Source organism: Streptomyces sp. NPDC050315 (genome assembly GCF_040655775.1).
Classification (GTDB): Bacteria; Actinomycetota; Actinomycetes; order Streptomycetales; family Streptomycetaceae; genus Streptomyces.
Genome location: NZ_JBFAKN010000001.1, coordinates 580,676 through 603,507, shown reverse-complemented (window position 1 = coordinate 603,507; position 22,832 = coordinate 580,676). Strand labels below are relative to the sequence as shown.

General features: G+C 72.3%; 13 protein-coding genes. 6 read left to right on the top strand and 7 right to left on the bottom strand.

Annotated elements, in window-relative coordinates; all coding sequences use genetic code 11:
• Positions 1–123 precede the first annotated feature (123 nt).
• From AB0I82_RS02770 to AB0I82_RS02750, 5 genes are all read right to left on the bottom strand, one after another.
• A complete protein-coding gene (locus AB0I82_RS02770) occupies positions 124–1,251 on the bottom strand; it encodes an NAD(P)-binding domain-containing protein (RefSeq protein ID WP_363255228.1) in 1,128 nt (375 codons plus the stop codon).
• Between the two features lie 97 nt (positions 1,252–1,348).
• Positions 1,349–2,410 carry an ABC transporter substrate-binding protein gene (locus tag AB0I82_RS02765; protein WP_363255226.1) on the bottom strand — a complete coding sequence of 354 codons (1,062 nt, stop codon included), beginning with the start codon at positions 2,408–2,410 and terminating at the stop codon, positions 1,349–1,351.
• A 62-nt stretch (positions 2,411–2,472) separates the two neighbouring features.
• A complete protein-coding gene (locus AB0I82_RS02760; protein ID WP_363255225.1) occupies positions 2,473–3,231 on the bottom strand; it encodes an ABC transporter ATP-binding protein in 759 nt (252 codons plus the stop codon).
• Complete coding sequence (locus AB0I82_RS02755) at positions 3,204–3,989, bottom strand: ABC transporter permease subunit (RefSeq protein WP_363256051.1); 786 nt, start codon at positions 3,987–3,989, stop codon at positions 3,204–3,206. The genes AB0I82_RS02760 and AB0I82_RS02755 overlap by 28 nt, the downstream gene beginning before the upstream one ends.
• Before the next feature lie 269 nt (positions 3,990–4,258).
• Complete coding sequence (locus AB0I82_RS02750) at positions 4,259–4,372, bottom strand: putative leader peptide (RefSeq protein WP_363255224.1); 114 nt, start codon at positions 4,370–4,372, stop codon at positions 4,259–4,261.
• A 118-nt stretch (positions 4,373–4,490) separates the two neighbouring features.
• Between AB0I82_RS02750 and AB0I82_RS02745 the strand changes: the two genes are divergently transcribed.
• The 4 genes from AB0I82_RS02745 (at position 4,491) to AB0I82_RS02730 (ending at position 12,246) form a co-directional block, all read left to right on the top strand.
• On the top strand, positions 4,491–4,913 hold the full coding sequence (locus AB0I82_RS02745; protein ID WP_363255223.1) for a secondary thiamine-phosphate synthase enzyme YjbQ: 423 nt from the start codon (positions 4,491–4,493) through the stop codon (positions 4,911–4,913).
• Positions 4,914–5,207: 294 nt separating this feature from the next.
• On the top strand, positions 5,208–5,771 hold the full coding sequence (locus tag AB0I82_RS02740) for a sigma-70 family RNA polymerase sigma factor (RefSeq protein ID WP_363255222.1): 564 nt from the start codon (positions 5,208–5,210) through the stop codon (positions 5,769–5,771).
• Positions 5,768–7,483, top strand: coding sequence for a hypothetical protein (locus AB0I82_RS02735; RefSeq protein WP_363255220.1), 1,716 nt, complete (start codon positions 5,768–5,770; stop codon positions 7,481–7,483). Before AB0I82_RS02740 ends, AB0I82_RS02735 begins: the two co-directional genes overlap by 4 nt.
• The gene (locus AB0I82_RS02730; protein ID WP_363255219.1) at positions 7,480–12,246 is read left to right on the top strand and encodes an FtsK/SpoIIIE domain-containing protein; all 4,767 of its coding nucleotides are present in this window, start codon (positions 7,480–7,482) and stop codon (positions 12,244–12,246) included. Before AB0I82_RS02735 ends, AB0I82_RS02730 begins: the two co-directional genes overlap by 4 nt.
• A 67-nt stretch (positions 12,247–12,313) precedes the next feature.
• Here AB0I82_RS02730 and AB0I82_RS02725 read toward each other — a convergent pair whose 3' ends face one another.
• Both AB0I82_RS02725 and AB0I82_RS02720 read right to left on the bottom strand, forming a co-directional pair.
• Entirely contained in the window at positions 12,314–12,622 is a 309-nt protein-coding gene (locus AB0I82_RS02725; protein ID WP_030253916.1) for a hypothetical protein, read from the bottom strand.
• A gap of 83 nt (positions 12,623–12,705) precedes the next feature.
• On the bottom strand, positions 12,706–13,716 hold the full coding sequence (locus AB0I82_RS02720) for a hypothetical protein (RefSeq protein ID WP_363255218.1): 1,011 nt from the start codon (positions 13,714–13,716) through the stop codon (positions 12,706–12,708).
• 235 nt (positions 13,717–13,951) lie between these two features.
• On the opposite strand from AB0I82_RS02720, the gene AB0I82_RS02715 reads away from it, so the two are divergent.
• Together AB0I82_RS02715 and AB0I82_RS02710 are read left to right on the top strand one after the other, a co-directional pair.
• Positions 13,952–20,032, top strand: a complete 6,081-nt coding sequence (locus AB0I82_RS02715; RefSeq protein ID WP_363255217.1) for a putative T7SS-secreted protein — start codon at positions 13,952–13,954, stop codon at positions 20,030–20,032.
• Positions 20,029–22,809: a right-handed parallel beta-helix repeat-containing protein gene (locus AB0I82_RS02710; RefSeq protein ID WP_363255216.1), complete on the top strand. Its 2,781-nt coding sequence runs from the start codon at positions 20,029–20,031 to the stop codon at positions 22,807–22,809. Before AB0I82_RS02715 ends, AB0I82_RS02710 begins: the two co-directional genes overlap by 4 nt.
• Positions 22,810–22,832 lie beyond the last annotated feature (23 nt).

Here is a 22,832-nt window from a genome sequence, read left to right as displayed (position 1 = left end):
GTTCCTCGTTGAGCTTCTGCTGCTTCTGGCGGGCCCGGTAGGCGCGCAGATTGGCGGCGTTGCCGCAGACTTTCACGTCGTGCAGGCAGTCGGGAGGGGGCGCTTTCCGGGGAGCGACCTCGCTCAGGCGGTGGCCACCGGCGCGGCGTCCAGGAGTCGTTGGATGTCGCGCGCGGCAGCCCGTCCCGCGCGGTTGGCCCCGATGGTGCTGGCTGAGGGCCCGTAGCCGACGAGGTGGATACGGGGATCGCGGACGCTCCGCGTGCCGTCCATGCGGATGCCGCCACCGGGATCGCGGAGGCGGAGCGGGGCGAGGTGGTCGATGACCGGCCGGAAGCCGGTGGCGAGGAGAATGGCGTCGGCCGCGTACGCACTGCCATCGGCCCAACGCACGCCGTCTTCCGTAATCCGCTCGAACATCGGTCGCCGCACGAGCACGCCTCGCTCCCGCGCCCGCCGCATCTCGTCGGTCATCGGCAGGCCGGTGACCGAGACCACACTGCGGGGCGGCAGACCCTGGCGGACCCGCTCCTCGACCAGGGCCACGGCGGCGCGGCCGCGCTCCTCGTCGAAGGGGCCTTCGTGGAAGGCCGGCGGCCGCCGGGTCACCCACGCCGTGTCCGCCGCGACCTCGGCGATCTCCATCAGATGCTGTACGGCGGAGGTGCCGCCGCCGACCACGACGACCCGCTGCCCGGTGAACTCCTGCGGCCCGCGGTAACCGGCGGTATGCAGCAGACGCCCACGAAACCGCTCCTGACCAGGGAAGTGTGGCCAGAACGGGCGGTCCCAGGTCCCGGTCGCGTTCACCAGCGCCCGGGTCGCGTACGTCCCCTCGGAGGACTCTACGAGCAGCCGGCCGCCGGGCTCGGGACCATCCGGCTCCGGCCCTCCCGTTTCCGGTCCCTCCGGACGTACCGCCGTGACATGCACCGGCCGGTGCACCCGCAGCCCGAAGGTCTCCTCGTACGTGGTGAAGTAGTCCCCGATCACCTCGGCGGAGGGCCGGCCGGGGTCGGCACCGGTCAGCTCCATGCCGGGAAGCGCGTGCATGCCGTGCACCCTGCCGTACGTCAGCGTCGGCCAGCGGAACTGCCACGCGCCGCCCGGGCGGGGCGCGTGATCGAGTACGACGAAGTCCTGATCCGGTACGTAGCCCAGTCGCCGCAGATGGAACGCGGCGGCGAGACCGGCCTGACCTGCACCGATCACCACGACCTCGACGTCACGCGCCCCGCTGGAGTAGTTCATGTTTGTACTAAACCGCGCGGGGCGCCGCTGTCTTCCCGGCGCCGCCGGCCTCTTCCTGGCTGCAGCCTCAGCAGGCCTCAGCCGACCTCATTCGGCCTCATCCGTCCTTTCCGTACGTACGCGGTCGGGTGCTCGACGGCGGCAGATCACCGTTGAAGCGTGTGTCGACGTAGTCGGCGAAGGAGTACTTCCGGGGGATCAGCCCGATGTCCGCGAAGGTGTTCACGATCTGCTGCTCGGAGGCGACGGCGGCCTTGTCGACCGCGACCGGTACGTCCGTACCGTACGTCCGCTTGACCGCCTCCAGCGCCACCTTCTCCGGCAGCCCGGTCTCCTTCGCCCACACCTCGGCCCACTTCTGCGGATGCTTGAACACCCAGTCCTGGGCGCGTCGCAGCCGGTCGTTGTAGTCCTTGAGCACCTCGGCCTTCTTCTTGTCCTTCAGCGCGGCAGGCGCGGCCACCTGGAAGGTGAGGCCGTTGACGAGGCCCTGCCCGCTGGTCAGCACGCGCGCGTCGGCCTGGTCCAGGGCCTGCGAGGTGTACGGGTCCCACACCGCCCAGGCGTCCACCCGGTCGCGGGTGAACGCGGCCAGCGCGTCCGCCGGCTGCAGATAGCTGAGCTTGACGTCCTTCGTCGTCAGGCCGGCCTTCTTCAGGGAGGCGACGAGCTGGTAATTGGCCGAGCTGCCTTGCGCCACCGCGATGGTTTTGCCCTTGAGCTGGCCGGGCCGCTTGAGCGGCGAGTCCTTCTTCACCAGGATCGCCTCGCCCGCCGATGAGCTGTGCGAGGCGGCGACGACCTTGAGCTTCTGCTGTGCGGCCGCGGCGAAGACGGGCGGCGTGTTGCCGACCGCGCCGATGTCCACGGCGCCCGCGTTGAGCGCCTCCAGCAGCGGCGGCCCGGAGGTGAAGGTGGACCACTTGATGCGGTACGGCAGGTCGTCCAGCTCACCGGCGGCCCGCAGCAGCGCCTCGGAGCCACCCTTCTGGTCCCCGACGTTCAGTGTCACGGAGCCCTTGCCATCGGTACCACTGCCCGTACCACCGGCGGAACCGTCCGCCCGGGACGCCCCACCACATGCCGTCAGCAGCAGTGCGAGCGGGAGCAGCAGGGCAGCACCCGGTACGAGGGCGCGGGCCGGTCGGCGTGGTCTCATTACAGTTCCGTTCGTTGGGTGTTCGTTGGTTTGTGGGGGCGGGGGAGGGGGCCCGCCAGAGGTCAGGCCGCGTCGGCGAGGCCGTCCACGCCCAGCCGGTCCAGCAACTGGGCGCGCAACGCCGCGAAGCGCGGGGACGCGATGTCCCTGGGGCGCGGCAGGTCGATGGCGGTCTCGTACGCGATCACGCCCTCATCCATCACCACCGCCCGGTCCGCGAGCAGCAGTGCTTCCTCGACGTCGTGGGTGACCAGCAACACCGCGCAGCCGCGCTGTCGCCAGAGTTCGGCGACCAGCCGCTGCGCCTTGATACGGGTGAGCGCGTCCAACGCGCCGAACGGCTCATCGAGCAGCAACAAATCGGGCTCACGCACCAGAGCCCGCGCCAGCGAAGCCCGCTGGGCCTCGCCACCGGAAAGCGTCTTCGGCCAGGCATCGGTACGGTGCGCAAGTCCGACCTCGCCCAACGCCCGCTCAGCAACTTCCCGTTCGGGTCGTCCGGGCAAGCCGAGGAGGACATTCCGCCACACCCTCTTCCAGGGCATCAACCGCGGCGCCTGGAACGCAACGGCCGAGCGGCGCGGTACCGACACCTCACCCTCGATCTCCCGATCGAGCCCGGCCAGCACCCGCAGCAACGTCGACTTCCCGCACCCACTACGCCCGAGCAACGCAACGAACTCCCCGGGCTGCACTGTCATTTCAAGCCCATCAATCACCGCGCGCCCGCCGAATGAGCGTGTCAGCCCTGCCACCCGCACGGCGGCGGAGGCACTGCCTGCAGCGCTGGGATTCACTGCCCCGTAAACGTCGGTCGCCATTGCAGCAACAGCCTTTCAAGAGTACGAACAACGAAATCAGCCAGCAGCCCGAGCAGCGCGTACACGATCAAGCAGACGACAATCACATCGGTACGGAAGAACTCCCTGGCCTGATTCATGAGGAACCCAATGCCGTCATCGGCGTTGACCGACTCGCCGAAGACCAGCGCCAGCCACGCGGTGGCCAGCGAATACCGCAGCCCGGTCATCGCACCCGGCAGCGCGCCGGGCAGTACGACGTGCCGGATCAACCCCCACCGGCCGAGCCCGAGCGAGGTACCCGCCTCGACCAACTGGGCGTCCACGCCCCGGATCCCGGCGTACACATTCAAGTACAGATGGAAAGCCACCCCGAGCGCGATCAACGCGATCTTCGGCGCCTCGCCGATGCCCAGCCAGATGATGAACAACGGAATGACGCCCACCCACGGGACGGACCGCAGCATCTGCACGGTCGCGTCCACCAGGTCCTCGCCCAGCCGTGACAACCCGGAGACGAGCGCCAACGCAACGCCGGCGACACCGCCCAGTACCAGCCCGACCAGGACACGCTGGACGGACACCAGCATCGCCGACGGCAACGTCCCGTCCGATACGAGCCCCGCGGCGGTACGCGCAATGGTGCCGGGCGAGGCAAGTATGTCGGGATGGAGCACACCCGACGCACTCAACACCTGCCACAACACAACCAGCCCCACCGGCCCGCTCGTACGCCGCAACCACCGCGGCACCGACCGCCGCCGGGCAGACACCGGCACAAGAGTGACGAGCTCGGGCCCCCGGGAGGCATCGGCTGCATCGGAAGAATCGGGCGGCGAAGAGGACGATCGATATCGATCAATCACAGCCTGATCAGGCGTCATAAAAACCCCACAACGAAAAGAAAGACAGGCCAGGCCGCACCCCAGCACGGCGCAACGCGCGCAACAGCAAGAGGCGCGCGAAAGGAAAGGGTGAAGACCGGGGTGAAACTGGAGGTGAAACTCGTCAGCCGAAACTCGTCAACCGAAACACGTCAGCCGACTGGTCAGCGGCAGCAGCAGCAGTCGTTGCCGCAGCCGTCGCCGTGGCGACAGGCCGCAGAGGCCACCCGCAGCAGGTCGATGTGACCGCGCGTGGTGAGCAAGGCTGACGAAGACATGTCGCTGAACGTAGCCGCGTGGCCGGAACAGGGTCAATCGCCGTCTCGGCCAGTGGTCCTTTGTTGCGGCCGTGTGTCACGTTCGGCGCCCCTCGGCCAATCGCCGATCATGGGAGGCATGGACAACGCATTCACCACCCACGTACTGAACATCACCACCGGCTCCGCCGAAACCGTCTACGACCTCACCGGGGACTGCACAGCCTTCCTCGCCGAAACGGCACCCGGCCGCGACGGCCTCCTGAACATCTTCGTCCCGCACGCCACCGCCGGCATCGCCCTCATCGAGACCGGCGCGGGCAGCGACGACGACCTACTGACCGCCCTCCGTGACCTCCTCCCGGCCGACGACCGCTGGCGCCACCGCCACGGCACCCCCGGCCACGGCCGCGACCACGTCCTCCCCGCCATCGTCCCCCCACACGCCACCCTCCCCGTCATCAACGGCCAACTCGCCCTGGGAACTTGGCAGTCGGTGTGCCTGGTCGACACCAACGGGGACAATGCGCGCCGCCAGGTGCGGCTGAGCTTCCTGGGCTGACCCGGGACGTCCTGGGGCGTGGCCGGCATGTTTTGGGGCGAGAGGTAGGTCGCCGGCAGCCGGGGATCGGCCGGCTGCGGAAGGCGGGCCTCGACTGCCGGAACCGGTGTCGAATCATTGACTTTGTACTGTCATGGGTACGTTTGGACGTAGCAGGGGAGCACGGGTTCACCCCGGGGGTTTTGCCGCGTTCGGCGGCCGCTGATTAGGGTGGGGTACGTGGTTAAGGCAACCACTTGTTCCCGGTCGGGGTGCGGCCCTGCACCCCCCGAACTCCCCTGAGGCAGCACATCGATGAGCGAACCGGCGATATCGGCCCCGGGGCCTGCTGCCGCCGAGGAGCGCATCACCGCACTTGTCTTGACGTACCGGCAGCCGTTGTTGCGGTATGTCACCAGTCTGCTGCCCGCCGACCCGCAGCGCGCGGAGGATGTCGTCCAGGAAACGCTGTTGCGCGCCTGGCTGGAAAGTGAGACCTGCCGCGCCCGCGGCGCCCGGCGCGAGGCGGGGTGGGAACCAAGCCTGCCCTGGCTGTTCAAGGTCGCCCGCAACGTCGTGATCGACTGGAGTCGGCGTGACAGCTCCCGGCCGGTGGTGCCGACCGGGCTGCCGCCGGAGACGGCCGTTCTCGCGGACGAGACCGCGCGCGTCGTGGAGCGGACGCACGTCGTCGAGTTACTCGCCCAACTGTCCCGCCCCCATCGAGAGGTTCTGGTGTACACATACCTGCTCGGCTGTTCCGGCCCCGATACGGCGCATGCCCTGGGCATTCCGTCCGGCACGGTGAAGTCCCGGCTGCACCACGCGATGCACCGCCTGCGGCAGGCCGCCGCGTTCGCCGAGCGGGAGTGCGCGTGAGTCCCTCCAGTCACGCCGCATCCTCGGGCGCGGCGGCCGCCGCGGCACCGGCGCAGTTCCCGGTACCGCTGGCCCTCGGCATGCCGGACCGCAACTCCTGGCTGATCCTCATCGGCTTCCTCGTCGCCCTGGTCCTGTTCGTCTGGCTTCTCGTCCGCACCGTGAGCAGGCAGGGCGGCTTCCGCCGTACCTGCCGACGGATCGCGTGGGAGGCGCGGATGACCGCACGGGCGTTCACCGCGCCGCTGCGCGCCTACCTGCGGCACCGGCGCTGTGCCCGGATGCTGGCCGGGTACTTCGCCGGCCCGGCCGCCGGCGACACGGTGCGAGCGGCCCTCGACCGTGCGGACGCGGACGCGGGGGATGGCTGCTACGCGCCCGCCGTCCAGCTGTCTCAGACCGGGGACCGCGTCCGCGTCGTCGTCGCGGGCCGCGACCCGGCCGGATCCACCGGGCCGGTGTTGCCTTGGGCCGACGCGGCGGACGAGCCGGGGGAGTGGATCTGGGCCGCACCGGCCGAGGCGATACGGACGCGGCCTGGGGGACCCGGCCGCGCCGTACGGCTTCCCCTCGTGCTGGGTGTGGACCGCAAGGCGCCGGGCGTCGTCCTCGTCGACTGGCTGCGCGGTCCCGCCGCGCTGGGCATCGAGGGCGACGCGCGGGTCTCCCGCAGCGTGCTCCAGGCGCTGGCCGCGCAGGTGGACCGGATGCCGGACGGGCCGCCGGTCCAGGTCGCCTCCGGTGTGCACCCGCGATTCCCCGGACGCCCGCTGGACGACATCCTCGCCGAACTGGCAAGCCGGCCGGCAGTGCAGGAGCAATCGACGGAAGCAGAGGTTCCGGACGCAGCGGTGCCGGTGGTGGTCTGCTGGGCACCGACGCCCGCACAAGCGGCTCGGCTCGCGGAACTGTGCGCGCGAGGGCAGGCCCGCGTGCTGGCCGGCGGCCGGCTGCCGGGTGCCTGCTGGGTCCTGCACGCCGAGCCGGACGGCCGGCTGCTGGGCCCCGGGCCACAGGTGGACGTGGAGTCGTCCGCACTCGGCCGGGCCGTGGCCCGCGCGGTACGGCGAGGGCTCCCCGCGCCGCACTGCGTGCTGCCGGACGCCGGTACCGGAACCGGCGCAGGCACGGTCGTCGGTACCGGAACCGGCGCAGGCACGGTCGTCGGTACCGGAACGGGCGCAGGCACGGATGCCGGTACCGGAACGGGCGCAGGCACGGATGCCGGACCTGGCCTCCCGGCCGCCGGGCCCGCCCGGGAAACGGACCCGGTCGCCGGGCCCGTACGGGAAACCGCCCCGGCCGAGCCGGAACTCCGCAAGCCCGAGCCCGTGCCGGACCGCACTGAGCCCGCTGCCCGCGCCGCCGACTTCGACGAGCCCGCTCCCAGTGCGCTCGCTCCGAGGGCGACTGCTCCAGCGACTCCCGCCGTAACTGCTCCCGCACAGAGCACGGACGCGCCCGGACGACCGGCTACCACGGCACCCGAACCGCGCACGGCCCGTGGCGCGGCCGGCCCCGACCGCCCGGCCGACGCCGGTTCCGCCGTGGAGGACGACTTCGACTTCACGGAACCGGATCTGGCCGAGCCCCGGGCCGCCGCCCCCGCGCCCGGCCTGGCGGGGGTGTCCGCCGCCTCCGACCGCTCCGACGCCGACTCCGACCCCGCCGACTCCGGCGATCCCCAGGAACGGACCCCTCGTAACCCGTGAGACTCTTCGTCACCATCGCGCCAGCCGCCCCGGAAACCCCCGCTCCGGCCCGGCCCGGCTCCCCGCACGCCGCCCCCGAGCGGCGCGACCTGGTCCTGGACGCCCCGGGCTCGACCACCGTCGGCGCACTGGCCGCACGCGTCGCCGGCGAGTCACCGGCCGGCGGCACGGCGCCCGCGCTCTTCCTCGAAAACCGCGAACTCCCCGCCGACCTGCCGTTGGCCGCCACCGGCATACGGGACGGCGCCACGCTCGGCCTCGGCGGCCCGGTCCCGCCCGAGCCCGACGGCGGCTACGGACCCGGCCGCGCCGACCTGCCGCCGCCGTCCCGTTCCGCCGACGGCGAGCGGCTGCCACGCGCACCCCGGGTGGAACTCCAGCTCATCGGCGGGCGCGGTGCCGGACGGGTCTGGCCCCTGGACTGCGGCACGCACACCGTCGGCCCGGCGGCAGGCAGTTCGGTGCGGCTCCAGGGCCGTGAGGTGCCCGTCGACGGCATCCGCGTCACCGTCCGCCCGGACGGCACCGTGCTGCTGAACACCGACCCGGCGGCCGGCGGGCCCGGGTCCGGCGACGGTGCGCCGGCGGACGGCGGCACCGGGCCCGGCCACCGCACCGGCGTACGCCTGTCCGTGCCCGAACCGCCGGCCGCCCGGCCCCGCGCCGACGACACCCCGCTGCCGCCCCCGCCGCCGCCCGAACTCCCCGACCCCTACGCCGACACGCACGCCCCCGTTCCCGAGGGCTGGGTGGAGTGGCCGCTCGGTGGTGAGCTGCGGATGGGCGAGTACCTGCTGCGGGCGGCCGAGCCCACCGAGGCGGACGCCGCCGTCACGGCCTCCGAGGACGGCGCGTACCTGGACTTCAACCGGCCGCCGCGGATCGTGCCGCCGCTGGTGCCGGAACGGTTCACGCTGCCCTCGCCGCCGGTGCCGCCGGCCCGCCGCACCATCCCGCTGCTGGTGGTGCTCGCGCCGATGTTCATGGGCATCGGCATGGTCGTCTTCCTGCACTCGTACTTCTACTTGATGTTCGCGTTCTTCAGCCCGGTGCTCGCCATCGGCAACTGGATCAGCTCCAAGCGGAGCGGCTGGCGCGACTTCCTGACCTCGGTCGCCAACTACCGGGCCCGGCGCGCCTCGCTGGAGGCGGACGTCAAGGACATGGTCGCGCGCGAGCGCGGCCAACGGGTCGCTGCCGGACCCGACCCGGCCGCCGCCGGCATGTGGGCCGTCGGTCCCGGCGCCCGGCTGTGGGAACGCCGCCGCGGCCACTCCGACCACCTGCTGCTGCGCGTCGGCACCGTACGCCAGGCATCGCTGCTGACGATCGAGGACGCCTCCCGCGAGGACAACCACCGCTCCGTCAACTGGCAGATCCCCGACATGCCGATCGGCGTGAACCTCTGCTCGGACGGTGTCGTCGGCATCTCGGGCGAGACGGACGCGGCCCGCGCGCTGGCCCGATGGACCGTCGCGCAGGCCGCGATCCTGCACAGCCCCCGCGACGTCCGGATCACCGTGCTCACCGACGCGGCGGGCGCGCCCGCCTGGCAGTGGGTGCGCTGGCTGCCGCACGCCCGCCCCGGCGAGGGCGGCGTCGCCGCGCCGCCGTCCGGCGGGCCCACCGTGACCATCGGCAACGACCCGGAGACGGTTGCCAATCGGGTCTCCGAACTGGTCTCCGCGATCCGCTCGCGGGCCCGTTCGCGGGAGTCCGCGATGGGCGGCGCGCTGCTCGCCGAGCCCGACCTCGTCGTGGTGCTGGACGGTGCCCGGCGGCTGCGGGACGTGCCCGGCGTGGTGCAGGTGCTCAAGGAGGGCCCGGCCGTACGGGTCTTCCTGATCTGCCTCGACCAGGAGGAGCGGATGCTCCCCGAGGAGTGCGTCACCGTCTGCGCGGTCGGCGCCCGCGAGGTGACGCTGCGCCGTACCGGCAGCACCGACATCACCGGCATCCGGCCCGACCTGGTGGACACCGGCTGGTGCGAGCGGATCGGCCGGGCCCTGGCACCCGTACGCGATGTCACCCCGGACGGCTCGGACGGCCTGCCGGACCGGGTCAAGCTGCTGGACCTGCTCGGCCTGGAGCCGCCGCAGGCCGCCGAACTGGCCGCCCGCTGGACCAAGCGCCCGGCGTCCACCGGCGTCCTGCTCGGCACCGGCTACACCGGCCCTGTCACCTTCGACCTGGTCAAGGACGGCCCGCACGGCCTGATCGCGGGCACGACCGGCGCCGGCAAGTCCGAACTCCTCCAGACGCTGGTGGCCTCCCTGGCGGCGGTCAACCGGCCGGACGAGATGACGTTCGTCCTCGTCGACTACAAGGGCGGCAGCGCCTTCGCCGGCTGCGAGCGGCTGCCGCATGTCCTCGGCATGGTCACCGACCTGGACAGCCACCTGGTCGAGCGGGCGCTGACCTCGCTGAGCGCCGAACTGACCCGCCGCGAACGCGTCCTGGCCGACGCGGGCGCCAAGGACCACACCGAGTACCGGGCGATGCGCCGCCGCGACCCCGCGCTGGCACCGCTGCCGAGGCTGCTGCTCATCATCGACGAGTTCGCTACCCTCGCCCGCGACGTGCCCGAGTTCGTGCCAGGGCTGGTCGGCATCGCCCAGCGCGGCCGCTCGCTCGGCCTGCACCTGTTGCTCGCCACCCAGCGCCCGGCCGGTGTGGTCACCGCCGACATCCGCGCCAACACCAACCTGCGGATCTCACTGCGCGTCACCGACGCCCTCGACAGCCAGGACGTCCTGGAAGTCAACGACGCGGTGAGCATCTCCAGCGACACCCCGGGCCGCGCCCTTGCCCGGGTCGGGCACCGCTCGGTGCTGCCCTTCCAGACCGCCTTCGTGGGCGCCGTACGCAATGACGGGCAGACCGCAGCCGCGGACACCGGGGCCACGGGGACGGGCACTGAGCCGGGCTCCGAGACCCAGGCCGACGTCTGGGCCAGCGAACTGACCTGGTCGCTGCTGGGCCGTACGGCAGCCGAACCCGTCGAGGAGACCGCCGACCTCTTCGACGCCATCCAGGAGGCGATGGAACACCGCGACGCGCCCACCGACCTGACGGCCCTGGTCGACGCGGTCCAGGAAGCCGCCGCCCAGCTGGAGATCGAGCGGCAGCCCAGCCCCTGGCTGCCCGCACTGCCGAATGCGGTGAGCCTGGCCGAACTTCCCGAGCGGCCCGACCCGGCCGACGGGCGCCTCGCGCCGGTCGCCTGGGGCCTGGCCGACCTGCCGGGCGCCCAGCGTCAGGAACCCCTGGAACTGGACCTGAGCCGCTTCGGGCACCTGTACGTCCTGGGTACCCCACGCTCCGGCCGCTCCCAGGTGCTGCGCACCATAGGCGGCGCGCTGGCCCGGCGGCACTCCAGCGCCGACGTGCACCTGTACGGCATCGACGCGGCCGGCGGCGCCCTGGCGGCGCTGTCCGAACTGCCGCACTGCGGCGCCGTTGTACCGCGCGCCGACCTGGAACGGCTGGGCCGCCTGCTGACCCGGCTGACCGCCGAGATGGGCGCGCGCCAGGAACTGCTCACCTCCCACGGCGCGGCCAACCTCACCGAACTGCGCGCCCTGCTGCCGCCCGCCGAGCGCCCCGCCCATGTGGTCGTCCTGGTCGACGGCTGGGACTCGCTGGCCGCCCTGCTCGGCGAACACGACGGCGGCCGGCCGATGCACGAGCTGACCGCGCTGATCCGCGAGGGCGCGCCGATGGGGCTGCACGTCGTCGCCACGTCCGAACGGGCGCTGCTGACCGGCAAGGTCGCCTCGCTCAACGACGAGCGCCTGCTGCTCCGGCTGACCGACCGCAACGAGTACAGCCTGGCGGGCATCCCGCCGAAGCAGGTGCCGGCCGTCGTCCCGCAGGGCCGCGGCTGGCGCGGCGGCAGCGCCACCGAGGTGCAGGTCGCACTGCTCGGCGAACGGACCGAGGGCCCGGTCACGGGACGGGACCAGGCGGAGGCGCTCAAGCGGATCGGGGAACGGGCCGCGCTGCGCGACCGCGACCTGCCCGCCGCCCGCCGCCCCGCGCGCGTCCTGAGCCTGCCCCGCCAGGTGTCGTTCACCGACGCGTACGAGAAGGTACCGGCGGCCGACCGGCGCCCCCTGTGGGGACTGCTCGGCGTCGGCGGCGACGACCTGGGCGCCATCGGCGTGGACTTCGCGGCAGACGCACCGTCCTTCCTCGTCAGCGGCCCGCCCGGCAGTGGTCGGTCCACCGCGCTCACCACGCTCGCGGTGTCGCTGCTGGCCGGCGGCACCCGGGTGGTCGCGCTCACCCCGCGTGAATCGCCGCTGCGGGGCCTGGCCCGGCACCCGAGGGCCGTCGTGCTCCAGGACCCGGACCCGCTGGCCGACGAGGTGAGCGCGGCGCTGAACGCCGAACCGGGGCCCGCCGTGGTCCTGGTCGACGACGCCGACCTGCTCTCCCAGCTGCCTGCCTGTGACGCGGCGCTGCGGGAGGTCGCCACCACCGGCCGGGACCGCGGCGTCGGACTGGTCGCCGCCGCCACCGCCGAGACGCTGACCACGGCGGGCATCGGCTGGCTCGGCCTGGTACGGCGGGTCCGCAAGGGCGTGCTGCTGTCGCCGCAGTCACCGGGCGAGGGCGACATCCTCGGCGTGCGGGTGCCGTACGACCTGCTGCGGGGCCGTCCTACGCCGGGCCGCGGCCTGACCGTCGACCCGGTGACCGGCGCGCTGGTGTCGGTGCTGGTGCCGGAGACGGTGCTGCGCGACGGAACAGCCGGCTGACCGTACGACGGTGCCCCGCCGCCGGACGAGATGTCCGGCGGCGGGGCACCGTCGCGTCGTGGGTCCGTCAGCCCGCGTTCTTGGTGCCGGTGGCGATGTCCAGGTCCATCTTCTCGATGCTGTTCTTGATCTGATTGAACTGGTTGGCGAAGGAGTTGATGCTCTCCACGGCCTTCTGCAGCGACGCGGTGAGGTTGCTGTAGGACTCCTTCAGCGCCGGGCTGCTCTGCTGCATGAACAGACCGTTGTCCAGCAGGCCCTCGACGGAGGTCTTGGTGCTCAGCAGCAGCGGGTTGATGTCGTTGACGGCCTGCTTCATCACGCCGGAAACGCGCTGGATCTCGTTGTAGTCGATGTTGATGTTGCCTGCGGGCATGGTGCTGACTCCCTGGGTCGGTAGGGGGATGGGTGGGAACCCGGACGGGGCCCGGGGGCGCGTCGGGTCGAGGGCGGGGGCCGTCAGTCGTCGGACTCCTTCGGCGTCCAGCCGGTGTCGCCCTCGGCGTCGTCGCTGGTCCACTCCTCCGTCTTGCCGTCGGTCACCACGGTCTTGGTGCCGCTGCCGTCCTCGTTGACCTCGATGGTGGTGGTCACTTCGTGGCCGTCGAGATCGACGGAGGAGTGGGTGGTACCTGTCACCGTCTGTTCGTTGCCGTCCTCGTCGGGACCGACGGTGGTGTAGGTGGTCTTCGTGTCGCGATGGCCGGTCTTCTGGTCGGTGACCGAGGTGGTGGTGCCAGTGGTGGTGCTCTCGTTGCCGTCGGTGTCCTTCGTCTTGCTGGTGAAGTCGTCCGTGGTGGTCTTGTGCTCCGGCGTCTCGCTCGTCTTCGACGTGCCGGTGGTGTTCGTGACGCTGCCGAAGACGTCCGTCGAGGTCGAGTCGTACGTGCCGTCGGCGTGGTAGTTCGTGGTGTCGGTCGCCTTCAGGCCCGTCTTGGTCTCCATGGTCGTGGTGACCTTCGTCGGCTTGCCGTCCGGCCCGTACTCGTACGTCGTGGTGGTCTTGTTGCCGTGCCCGTCGTCGGTGGTCCACTCGTGCGGGCGCTCACCGGGCTTCTCGGGCTCCTTCGGCAGCATGGACGGGTCGAGGTCCGGGTACTCCTTCTTGGCCTTCTCGACCGACTCGTGCCAGGCGTTCCACTCGTCGTTGCGGGCGTTCCACAGGTCGGAGGCGATCGAGGCGCTCTGCTTGGCCGCCTTGTTGGCCAGGTCGAAGTCCCAGTCGGCCCACTTCTTCGCCACGCCCTCATAGAGGTTCTTGAGCTTTTCCAGCTTCTCCTCGGAGCGCTTGAAGGAGCCCTTCCACGTCGAGTAGTACTTGCGGATCGCCGCGACCGCCACCCCGGTGCCGACCTCGTCGACCGAGTACTCCTGCTTGCTCTCGCGGGCCTGCTTGACCTCGTCCTTGAGCTTGCCGGCCTTCTGCGCGACGTCGTTGAGCAGTTCGTAGTCAACGGCTATGTCGGTCACGGTCACACCCTTCGCGCGGTCGGAGATCACTTCACGTCTCTCCACTGGTCAAACGCAACGGGAAGCGAATCGGTTCACCCGAGTACCGGTGAAGCGGAGCAAAGTGATGTCGTTCACACAGTGAACCGATCGGGCCGCAGATCCGTGATCGTAAGTGTGGTGTCCTATGACTCCGGTGTGCCGGACGCGCCGGTCGTGACACCTGTGAACGGTCTACTGCGGGAGAGGAACAGGCTTGGCTACGCGTCCCGGAGACTGGGGTGCTCTCGGCCTCGACGGCGACCCGACCCCGGGCGACGCCGCCGCCATCACGACCATCGCCGACGCGATGCGCGACCTTGCCAACCACGCGGGCACCATCAACAACGGCCTCAAGGCGCTCCAGCAGACCGCCGGTGACGGCCAGCGCTTCATCGGCAAGACCGCCGACCAGCTGCGCGACATGGTCGACGACCACCTGCACAACTTCGTCGGCCATGTCGAGGAGTCCTTCCACCAGGCCGAGGCGGCACTGCGTACGTACGCCACCGCCGTCACCGACGCGCAGAGCGACGCCGACCAGGCGCTGTCCGCCATCCAGGGCCTGTCCGACGACGACCCGCAGCGGCAGACCCACATCGACCGGGCCGACGAGGCGAAGACCGCGCTCGGCAACGCGGCGAGCACCCTGGACAAGGCGCTGACCGCGGCCGGGTCGCTGATGGTCCAGCCGGTCAGCGACTGCGACATGTTCTGGGAAGCCTTCGAATGGCTGACCATCGTGCTGTCGGTCATCGCCATCTTCACCGGCGGCGTCCTCGCGGTCCTCGCCTGGGGCATGAACGCGGTCCTGCTGATCAAGACCATCGTCGACTTCAGCCAGGGCAAGGCGAGCGGCCTGGAGCTCGGCCTGGCCTTCCTCGGCGTGCTCTTCCCCACCACCAAGGCCCTGCCGGTCGGCTCCATCATCAAGGGCCTGGGCGGCGTCCTCAAGGGCGGCTTCGAAGGCATCGCCGGCGCCGGGAAGAACATCTTCGCGGAGATCGGCCACTTCTCCTCGCTGCACGGCATGCCCAAGGTCGTGGTGGCGCCCATGGTCATCGCTGCCCACGCGGCGCCTGCCCTCAACATCGTCAACGGCGTGAAGGGGCTCGGGAATCTCGCCAAGGGCGGCTGGGAGTCCCTGGCGGGCACCTTCGCCAAGGACTGGGCGAAGTTCACTGGTCACATCGACGGCAACTGGGGCAAGTTCGGCGCGTACACGAAGGTCAACTTCGGGCGGGGCGGACGGATCGCCATCGCCACCGTCCTGCCCCTGGACTTCACCGAAATGGGCGTCCTGGGCCTCGGCGGCGCCGCGCGGCTCGCCTTCGGCGAACGGGTCCTGGGCATCAAGCAGCCGGACCTGCACGCGCTGCTGGCCAACGCGGGACGTACGGACGCGGCGCTGCGCGGCGGCATCCACACCGGCGCGTTCGGCGGACCCGGCGCGCTCGTACCGTTCCGGCCCGTCGGCGGGACCGGTGCGCCCTTCGTGCCGGGCGGCTTCGTGGACCTGTCGGGCCTGCATCTCGGCGCGGCCGGCTTCCCGGGAGGTTTCCCGGGCGCGGGCGCGCACTTCACGCCCGGTGGTCTCGTCACGCCCAGTGGTCTCGGCGGGATGCCCGGGACCGTGACGCCCGTCGGGCTGGGGTCGTTCACACCGAGCGGGCTGGGGGCGCTCACACCGAATGGGCTGGGTGGTATTGCCCCCAACGGCATCACGGTGCCGCCCGGTATGGCTTCACCTCAAGGCATCACCGCACCTCAGGGCATCACCGCACCTCAGGGCATCACCGCACCGCAAGGCATCACCGCACCCAACGGCTCCGTCACCCACGCGGGCATCCAGGTCGACCGGCCGGGACTGGTGACCGCCCCCGACGTACCCGGCATGACCACGCATACCAACGGCCTGACCGTCCCGGACGTCCACGGTTCCGGCGCCACCCAACTCGTCCAGCAGACGGACTTCGCCGCCGGACACATCCGCCTGGACAACAACCTGCTGCTGTCCGCGGACACCGCCATCGACCTCCTCAAGGACACCCACGCGTCGTCGCCGCTCGCCCACGTGGCGACGGACGCCCCCGCCGTCCGCGTCCCGGAGACCTCGTTCGACGCCGGATCCGTCCACGGCATCGGCGACGGCCACGCGATGGCCCGCGGCGCCGCCGGGCACGGCGAGGCCCTGGAGGACATGACCTTCCCCGAACTGCAGGCGCTGGCCTCGGGGGACGTCGCGGTGACGGCCTTCCACGGGGACGGCATCAGCATCCGCATCGGCGACGCGGCGACGCGGACGTTCACGGCGCAGGACCTGGCGCACACGGCGCCCGGCGGCCCGGCCCGTACGGACCTGACGGGCGTGCAGGATGTGGCGGTCACGCAGAGCCCGGCGGGCACCCGGCACCTGTCCGGCGCCGAGGGAGTGCCCAGCGCGCACGGCGGCACGGCGGAAACGATCCGGCCGACGGGCGCCGGCGCGCACGACCCGCTGCGGGCGAAGACACCGGATGCGGCGCCGAGCATCAAGCCGGGTGCATCGTCCGGCACCGGTTCCCTGACCAAGGCGTCCCCTACGCCCCCTCAGCCGGTCCTTGACCAGCATGACCTGGCCATGAGCCTGCTGGACGTCGGCGACCGCAAACCCGCACCGGCCACCGGCCACAGCGCGACCCCGGACAGCGGCCCTTCCGGCGTTTCGGCCCGCCCGGACCTGGACGGGGCGGGCACGTCCGGCACCGCGGACCACAGTGCCCTCGACCTGATCGCCCACCCGGGCGGCGACCTGTCCAAGGTGGTGGACGCCGCCGCCGTACCGGCCGCGGTCAAGGCCACCGAACACACTCCTACGCCTACGCCCGCGCCCCCGCCGAAGGCTGGGTCCGCTCCCACTCCGGCGCCCGCGCCGAAGGACTCCGGTCCCGGCACCGCGCCCCCGCGCAACCGCTTCGGCGGCTTCTCCGGCGCCGCCGCCATGAACCAGCGCCTGCGCGCCCGGCACGACCTGATCCTCGGCGGTTCGACCGGTCCCGAGGCCGGGGCGAAGCTCAACGCCTGGGCCGGGTACGAGAACGCGCTGTCGCATGTCGGTAAGGCGGAGCGCAAGGTGGCGGAGTTGGCGCCGCCGCCGGGCGCAGCCCAGGGCGAGCCCTCGCCCGCCCTGGCCGATGCGCTGGACGACCTGGGAGTCAAGCGCGCCGAGGCCGCCGAGGCGGAGGCCAAGCTCGACGAACTGGGCATCGACGCGGCGCGCACCCGCAAGCAGATCAACGCCCTCAACGGCGGCCTGTTCGGCGAACACGGTCTCGGCGGCGGCCCGCTGCCGCGCCCGCAGCCGGAGACGCAGGCGGTCCCGGCCGCCGACACGGCCAAGGGCAAGGGCACAGCGGATCTCACGGAACCCCAGCCTGCCCCGCCCGTCGGCAAGGGCAAGGCCAAGGCGGACCTCGCCGACCCCGAGCCCGTACCGAGCAGCCCCATCCCGCAACGCCCGGCACCGGAGGACCGGCTCGGGTTCGGCCCCAACACCGGGCGGGGCGCCCGCGACCAGGCCCGGCACGACATCGTCACCGGCGGCACCAGCGGCCACGAGGCCGAGTTGCGGCTCGACGCCTGGGAGCAGTACCAGCGGGCGTCGTCCGACCTGGCGCGTGCCCAGGACAAGGTGGACCGGCTCGTACCCAAGGCGGGGCAGCCCGGCCCGTCAAAGCCGTCCGCCGCGGCTCTGGAGGCGCTGGACGACCTCGGCGTGCGGCAGTCCGAGATGGCCGGAGCCGAATCCCGGCTCGACGAGCTGGGCATGGACCCGCACGCCCTACAGCAGCAGATCGACGAGGCCAACAGCGCGATCGCCGTCGAGCGCTTGAAGCGCGGCGAGTACGTCGGCCCGCTCGGCGGCGCGCCGTCCCCGCACCCCGGGCCGCGCGACGTGGAGATGACCGACGTACAGCCAGGCCCCTCGCGCCAGGGCGGCGGCAACCACCAGATGCCCGGCCTGCGGTGGGACAACGCCCTCACCCGCGGCACCACGCCGGGCGAAATCCGCGCCAACACCGCTTTCCGGGACCTGCACGGACTCGACCAGCGGCCGCTGTCCGGCGGGGACTATCTGGGCAACCTGCGTGACAGCCTCAGCGAACGGCGCCCGATCTCCTACGTCGTCAACGCCGTCGTCAAGTACGACGAGATTGGCGGCGGACAGCTCGACGCCTTCTTGCGCTCGGCCACCGCCAACCTCCCGGACGGCTATCGGGGGCGGTTCGGCGTGGTCATCGGCGTCAACGGCCCGGCGGGCGAGATGCAGCGGATCAACGCCGCGGTACGCGGTGCCCTGGACGGCGTGCGGGCCGACTTCCCGGTTGCCGTCGTCGGTGTCGGCTGGCGCGGCGGCTCGTTCCCGTACGGCACCGTCCGCAACTCCGTCATGACCAGCCCGGCCAGCCGGTCGATGGTGCACGCGATGATGGCCGGCGGCGCCGACGGCGCCGGGCGTTCCCATCCGTACTTCGCCTTCATGGACTTCGACACCTTCGAGCACACCGTGCCCAGCGGCCGGCACATCTTCGACTACTTCGACAAGAAGTTCGAGATGCGCGGCGTCGAGCAGCCGGGAGTGCCGTCGTCGGCGGAGCCGCTGCGCCCGCTGATGATGACCGGTGGGTACCGGGTGCCCGAGCCGCCCGGCAACGGCCTGCCCGACCCGCTGCTGGTCAAGACCGACGAGCACCTGGCCGATGCCGAGGCGAAGGGCAAGGGCAAGGCCAGGGCCACTCCGCCGCAGCCCGGCGAACTGCGCGTCACGCCGGAGAACCGGCACACCTTCGACCTGCGGGTGCGCGCGGACATGCGGGCCCGCACCGGTATCGCGGGACGCCACCCGCTGCTGCCGTACGCGCCCGAGCCCAACCTGTTCGTGGACGCCACCGCGACGCTGGTGGACACCATGCCCGGTGTGCACGGCTGGCTGCCGCTGCGGTTCGGTGACGGCGGCGCCGAGTTCCACCACCTGAGCCAGGCGCTCAACAACTTCAACGCCTGGGAACTGGACACCACCCTGCCGCGCCTGACCAGGGACGACTTCCCGCGGCTGGCGGGCGAGAGCCAGGACGACTGGCTCAAGCGGGTGGACGACGGCATCACCGACCGCGAGGCGCAGCGGGAAATCGCCGCCGGCAACCACACGCTGCCCGACCGCGGTACGGCCTTCGTCGCCGAGTTCGAGAAGGCGGCCATCCCGACAGACCTCTCCCGGATCATGGCCTCGCTCTTCGGCAAGAGCGGCAAGCTGCTGCAGGACCACGCCGGGCTGGGGAACGTGGAGCGGCTGGTCGTGGACAAGGACAGCAAGCGCGGACTGGAGCTGAAGCCCGTCCGTGACGAGCGCTTCGGACTGTCCCCGGAGGCGGCGGACCACGACAACCCGCTGCGGCCGGTCGAGAGCCCGGACCAGGAGCGCCCTCGTGACGTCGCCGCGCGGCTGACCGACAAACTGGGCACCGGCGCGAACCCGCTGGGGATCAACGTCTCCGCCGGGCTGCCGAGCGACCCGTCGATACGGGCCGGCATCCGCCAGGAGGACCTGCGGATCGTCACCCACGGCTACGCCCACAACGAGGACCCGTCGCGGTTCCTGGACCTGCTCGACTACGCCATCGTGCACACCTCGCACCAGTCGCCGCCGACCTCGGTCCTCCACGCCTTCGAGACGGCGCCCGGCCGTCTGGGCCTGCCCTCGCCGGAGGACATCCTGCGCGGTGTGCGGAGCCAGCTGGAGTACCGCGGCACCGTCACCAAGACCCGGGTCGAGGCCGCGGTCAACGACGCGATCGCGCACGGGACCGACGGCCGGGAACTGTCCATCGCCCTGGCCACCGGGCGGCTGCGCCGCGAGAACTTCCTCCCCGACGGCCTCGGCGGCTCCACGAGCCGGCCCGCCAGGAACACGGCCGAGGACCTGGCGCTCACGTATTACGCCAACGCCCTCGGCCGCGAACTGCACATCACCTTCGCCGACGGCAGCATGACCACCATCGCGCCCGCGAGGCAGGGGAAGAAGCGGCTGCCGCCCCCGGTGGAGATCGTCTGGACGGCCAGTACGGACACCGTGCGCTACCCGGACGGCGGCCACTGGACCGTGATGGACAACGAACCGGGCCCGGTCGCGGGCGGCAAGCGCGGTCGCGCTGGTGCGGACGGGCCGGGCGGCGACACCCACTCCAAGCGCCCGCGCAAGGGCAAGGGCCGGGCCGACGGCCCCGCCGACCCGGACACGCCCATGGGAGACCTCCAATGACCACCGATCAGGCGGCTCCGAACGCCACCGTGCACCACGTGACCCCCGGCCGACCCGGCGCGCTGGCCGCGGCCCTGGAGGCCGCTGCCCCGGGCGACGAAGTGCGGATGTCGCCCGGGACGTACGAGGAGACCCTGCGCATCGACCGCGACGTGGTCCTGCGCGCGGACGACGGCGGGGTCACCATCGCCGCGCCCGGCGGCACCGCCCCCGCCCTCGAAGTCCTGCCCGGTGCCCGGCTGACGCTGGACGGGGTGACCGTACGGGGCGGTGCGGCGGACCAGCCCGCCGTCCTGCTCTCCGGCGGCAGCACGTACTGGCACGGCGGCGGCACCGGCCGCGGGCGCCTCGAAGTGCTGCGGGACGCCGCGCTCACCATGACCGGCGCCCGCCTGACCGGCGCGGCACTGGCCGGGGCGCTGATCCGTACCACCGGTGCGGTACGGCTGACGGACTGCGTCCTGGAAGGCGCCCAGGGCACCGGCGTCGTGGTGGGCGGCGACTCCCGGCTGGAGATGACCGGCAGCCGGATCAGGGAGGCCACCGGCTCGGGCGTGCGGGTCCGCGACGGCGCGCGCGTCGTGTTGCGCGAGTGTCTGATCGACGGCGCGGGCCGCAGCGGGCTGCTCTTCGAGGACCGGTCGGTGGCCCTGCTCGTGGACTGCCGGGTACGGGACTGCGGCGGCGAAGCGGTGCGCGTGCTGGACTCCTCGCCCGTACCGCAGGACGACGACCCGTACGAGGCGGCGGGCACCGCAGCCCCGGCGGAGGCCCGGGGCGGACTGCTGCTGTACGGCTGCGAGCTGAGCGGTGCGGGCGCGGACGCGCTGCACGTCGCCGGGTCGGGCGACGCCGTGCTGGCCGGCTGCGTCCTGCGCGACGGCGGCGGCTCCGGCGCCACCGCGGGGGAGCGGGCCCGGGTACGGCTGGCCGACACCCGGGTCGTACGGACCACGTCGGCGGCCCTGATGGCCCACGGTACGGCCCGGCTGGAGGCGCGCGGCACGACCGTACGCGGCTCGGCGGCCAACGGCGTGCTGGCCACCGGCTCCGCCGCCATCCGGCTCACCGACGGCGAGGTGACCGACTCCCGGTTCAGCGCCGTACACGCCGGTGGTGCCGCCGAGGTGACGCTGACCCGGCTGCGGGCCGGCCACACCCCCGAACACGGGTTGCACGCGGTCGCCGACGCCCGGCTCGCGCTGACCGAGGTGCACCTCACCGACTGCGGCATGTCCGGCCTCGACCTGTCCGGCGCGGCGCGCACCGAAGCCGCCGAACTGTCCGTCGTCCGCTGCCGCAACGGTGTCGTCGCCGGTTCCGGCGGCCCGGTCCGCCTGACCGGCTGCACGGTCACCGACGCCGAACGCGCCGGGTTCAGCTTCGGTCCCGACGGCGACGCGGAACTGGCCGGCGGCCGGGTGCTGCGCGCCGGCACCGCCGGGCTGGTGGTCCAGGAAGGCGCCACCGTACGGGCCCGGGATGTGGAGATCACCGAGGCGGCCGGGTCCGGGGTGGTGGTCGCGGCCGGCGCCGCCCCGCACGTGAGCCGGGTGCGGATCGTACGCGCCGGCAAGAACGGCCTGATCGTGGATGCCGGAGGCGCCGGCGTCTTCGAGGACTGCGAGATCACCGCCCCCGGCTACCCAGCTGTCCACCTGGGTGAGATGGCCACCCCCGTACTGACCCGGATCCGCGTACAGGACGCCGACGCCGACCTGAGCACCGGGACCGGCGCCGAGCCGGAGGTGCGCGACTGCGTTTCCTGGCAGGTCAAGGACGCGCAGTGGCCCGCGCCGCTGGCGCCCGTGACGGCCACCGCCACCGCGGGGTCCGGCGGGACCCCGGCCGCGGGCGCCGCGACCACGGCCCCGGCCACCGAGGAGGACCTCGATGAACTGCTCGGCGAGCTGCACCAGTTGATCGGCCTGGACCGGGTCAAGCAGGATGTCGCCTCGCTCGTGAAGCTGATGCGCATGGTGCAGCGCCGGGAGGCGGCCGGGCTCGCGGCACCGCCGCTCAGCCGCCACCTGGTCTTCGCGGGCAATCCCGGCACCGGCAAGACCACGGTGGCCCGGCTCTACGGGCGCATCCTGGCCGCCGTCGGCCTGCTGGAGCGCGGCCACCTGGTGGAGGCCGACCGCTCCGCCCTGGTCGGCGAGTACGTCGGCCACACCGGGCCGAAGACCCAGCGGGTCTTCATGGAAGCGATGGGCGGCGTGCTGTTCATCGACGAGGCGTACTCCCTGGCACCCGCACACGGCTCGGGCGGCAACGACTTCGCGCAGGAGGCCATCGCCACCCTCGTGAAACTGATGGAGGACCACCGCGACGCCGTCGTGGTCATCGTCGCCGGCTATCCGGCGGAGATGGAGCACTTCATCGACTCCAACCCCGGACTCGCCTCCCGCTTCAACCGCACGCTGCTGTTCGAGGACTACGGCACCGAGGACCTGGTGCGCATCGTGGAACAACACGCGGCGGCCCACCAGTACGAACTGACCGACGCGGCACGCGCCACGCTCACCGGCTACTTCGACCACGTCCCCCGGGACGGCCGGTTCGGAAACGGACGCTCGGCCCGGCAGACGTTCCAGGCGATGACCGAACGGCAGGCGTACCGCGTCGCGGAGAACGACGCCCCGTCCGAGGCGGACCTGCGGACGCTGTCCGAACTGGACGTACCCGAACTCGACGTACCGGAGACGGACTCGCCCGGCCCCGGCCTGCCGCAACCGCTCCCGTCCGGACCCGGCGGGCCCGTCCGTCGGGCCTGACCCGCCTCCCCCGACTACTCCCA

Coding starts and splice junctions, on each gene's coding strand:
- AB0I82_RS02725 (WP_030253916.1), bottom strand. CDS start 12,622: ATGCCCGCAGGCAACATCAACATCGACTACAACGAGATCCAGCGCGTT.
- AB0I82_RS02745 (WP_363255223.1), top strand. CDS start 4,491: ATGGACAACGCATTCACCACCCACGTACTGAACATCACCACCGGCTCC.
- AB0I82_RS02770 (WP_363255228.1), bottom strand. CDS start 1,251: ATGAACTACTCCAGCGGGGCGCGTGACGTCGAGGTCGTGGTGATCGGT.
- AB0I82_RS02710 (WP_363255216.1), top strand. CDS start 20,029: ATGACCACCGATCAGGCGGCTCCGAACGCCACCGTGCACCACGTGACC.
- AB0I82_RS02760 (WP_363255225.1), bottom strand. CDS start 3,231: ATGGCGACCGACGTTTACGGGGCAGTGAATCCCAGCGCTGCAGGCAGT.
- AB0I82_RS02740 (WP_363255222.1), top strand. CDS start 5,208: ATGAGCGAACCGGCGATATCGGCCCCGGGGCCTGCTGCCGCCGAGGAG.
- AB0I82_RS02765 (WP_363255226.1), bottom strand. CDS start 2,410: ATGAGACCACGCCGACCGGCCCGCGCCCTCGTACCGGGTGCTGCCCTG.
- AB0I82_RS02750 (WP_363255224.1), bottom strand. CDS start 4,372: ATGTCTTCGTCAGCCTTGCTCACCACGCGCGGTCACATCGACCTGCTG.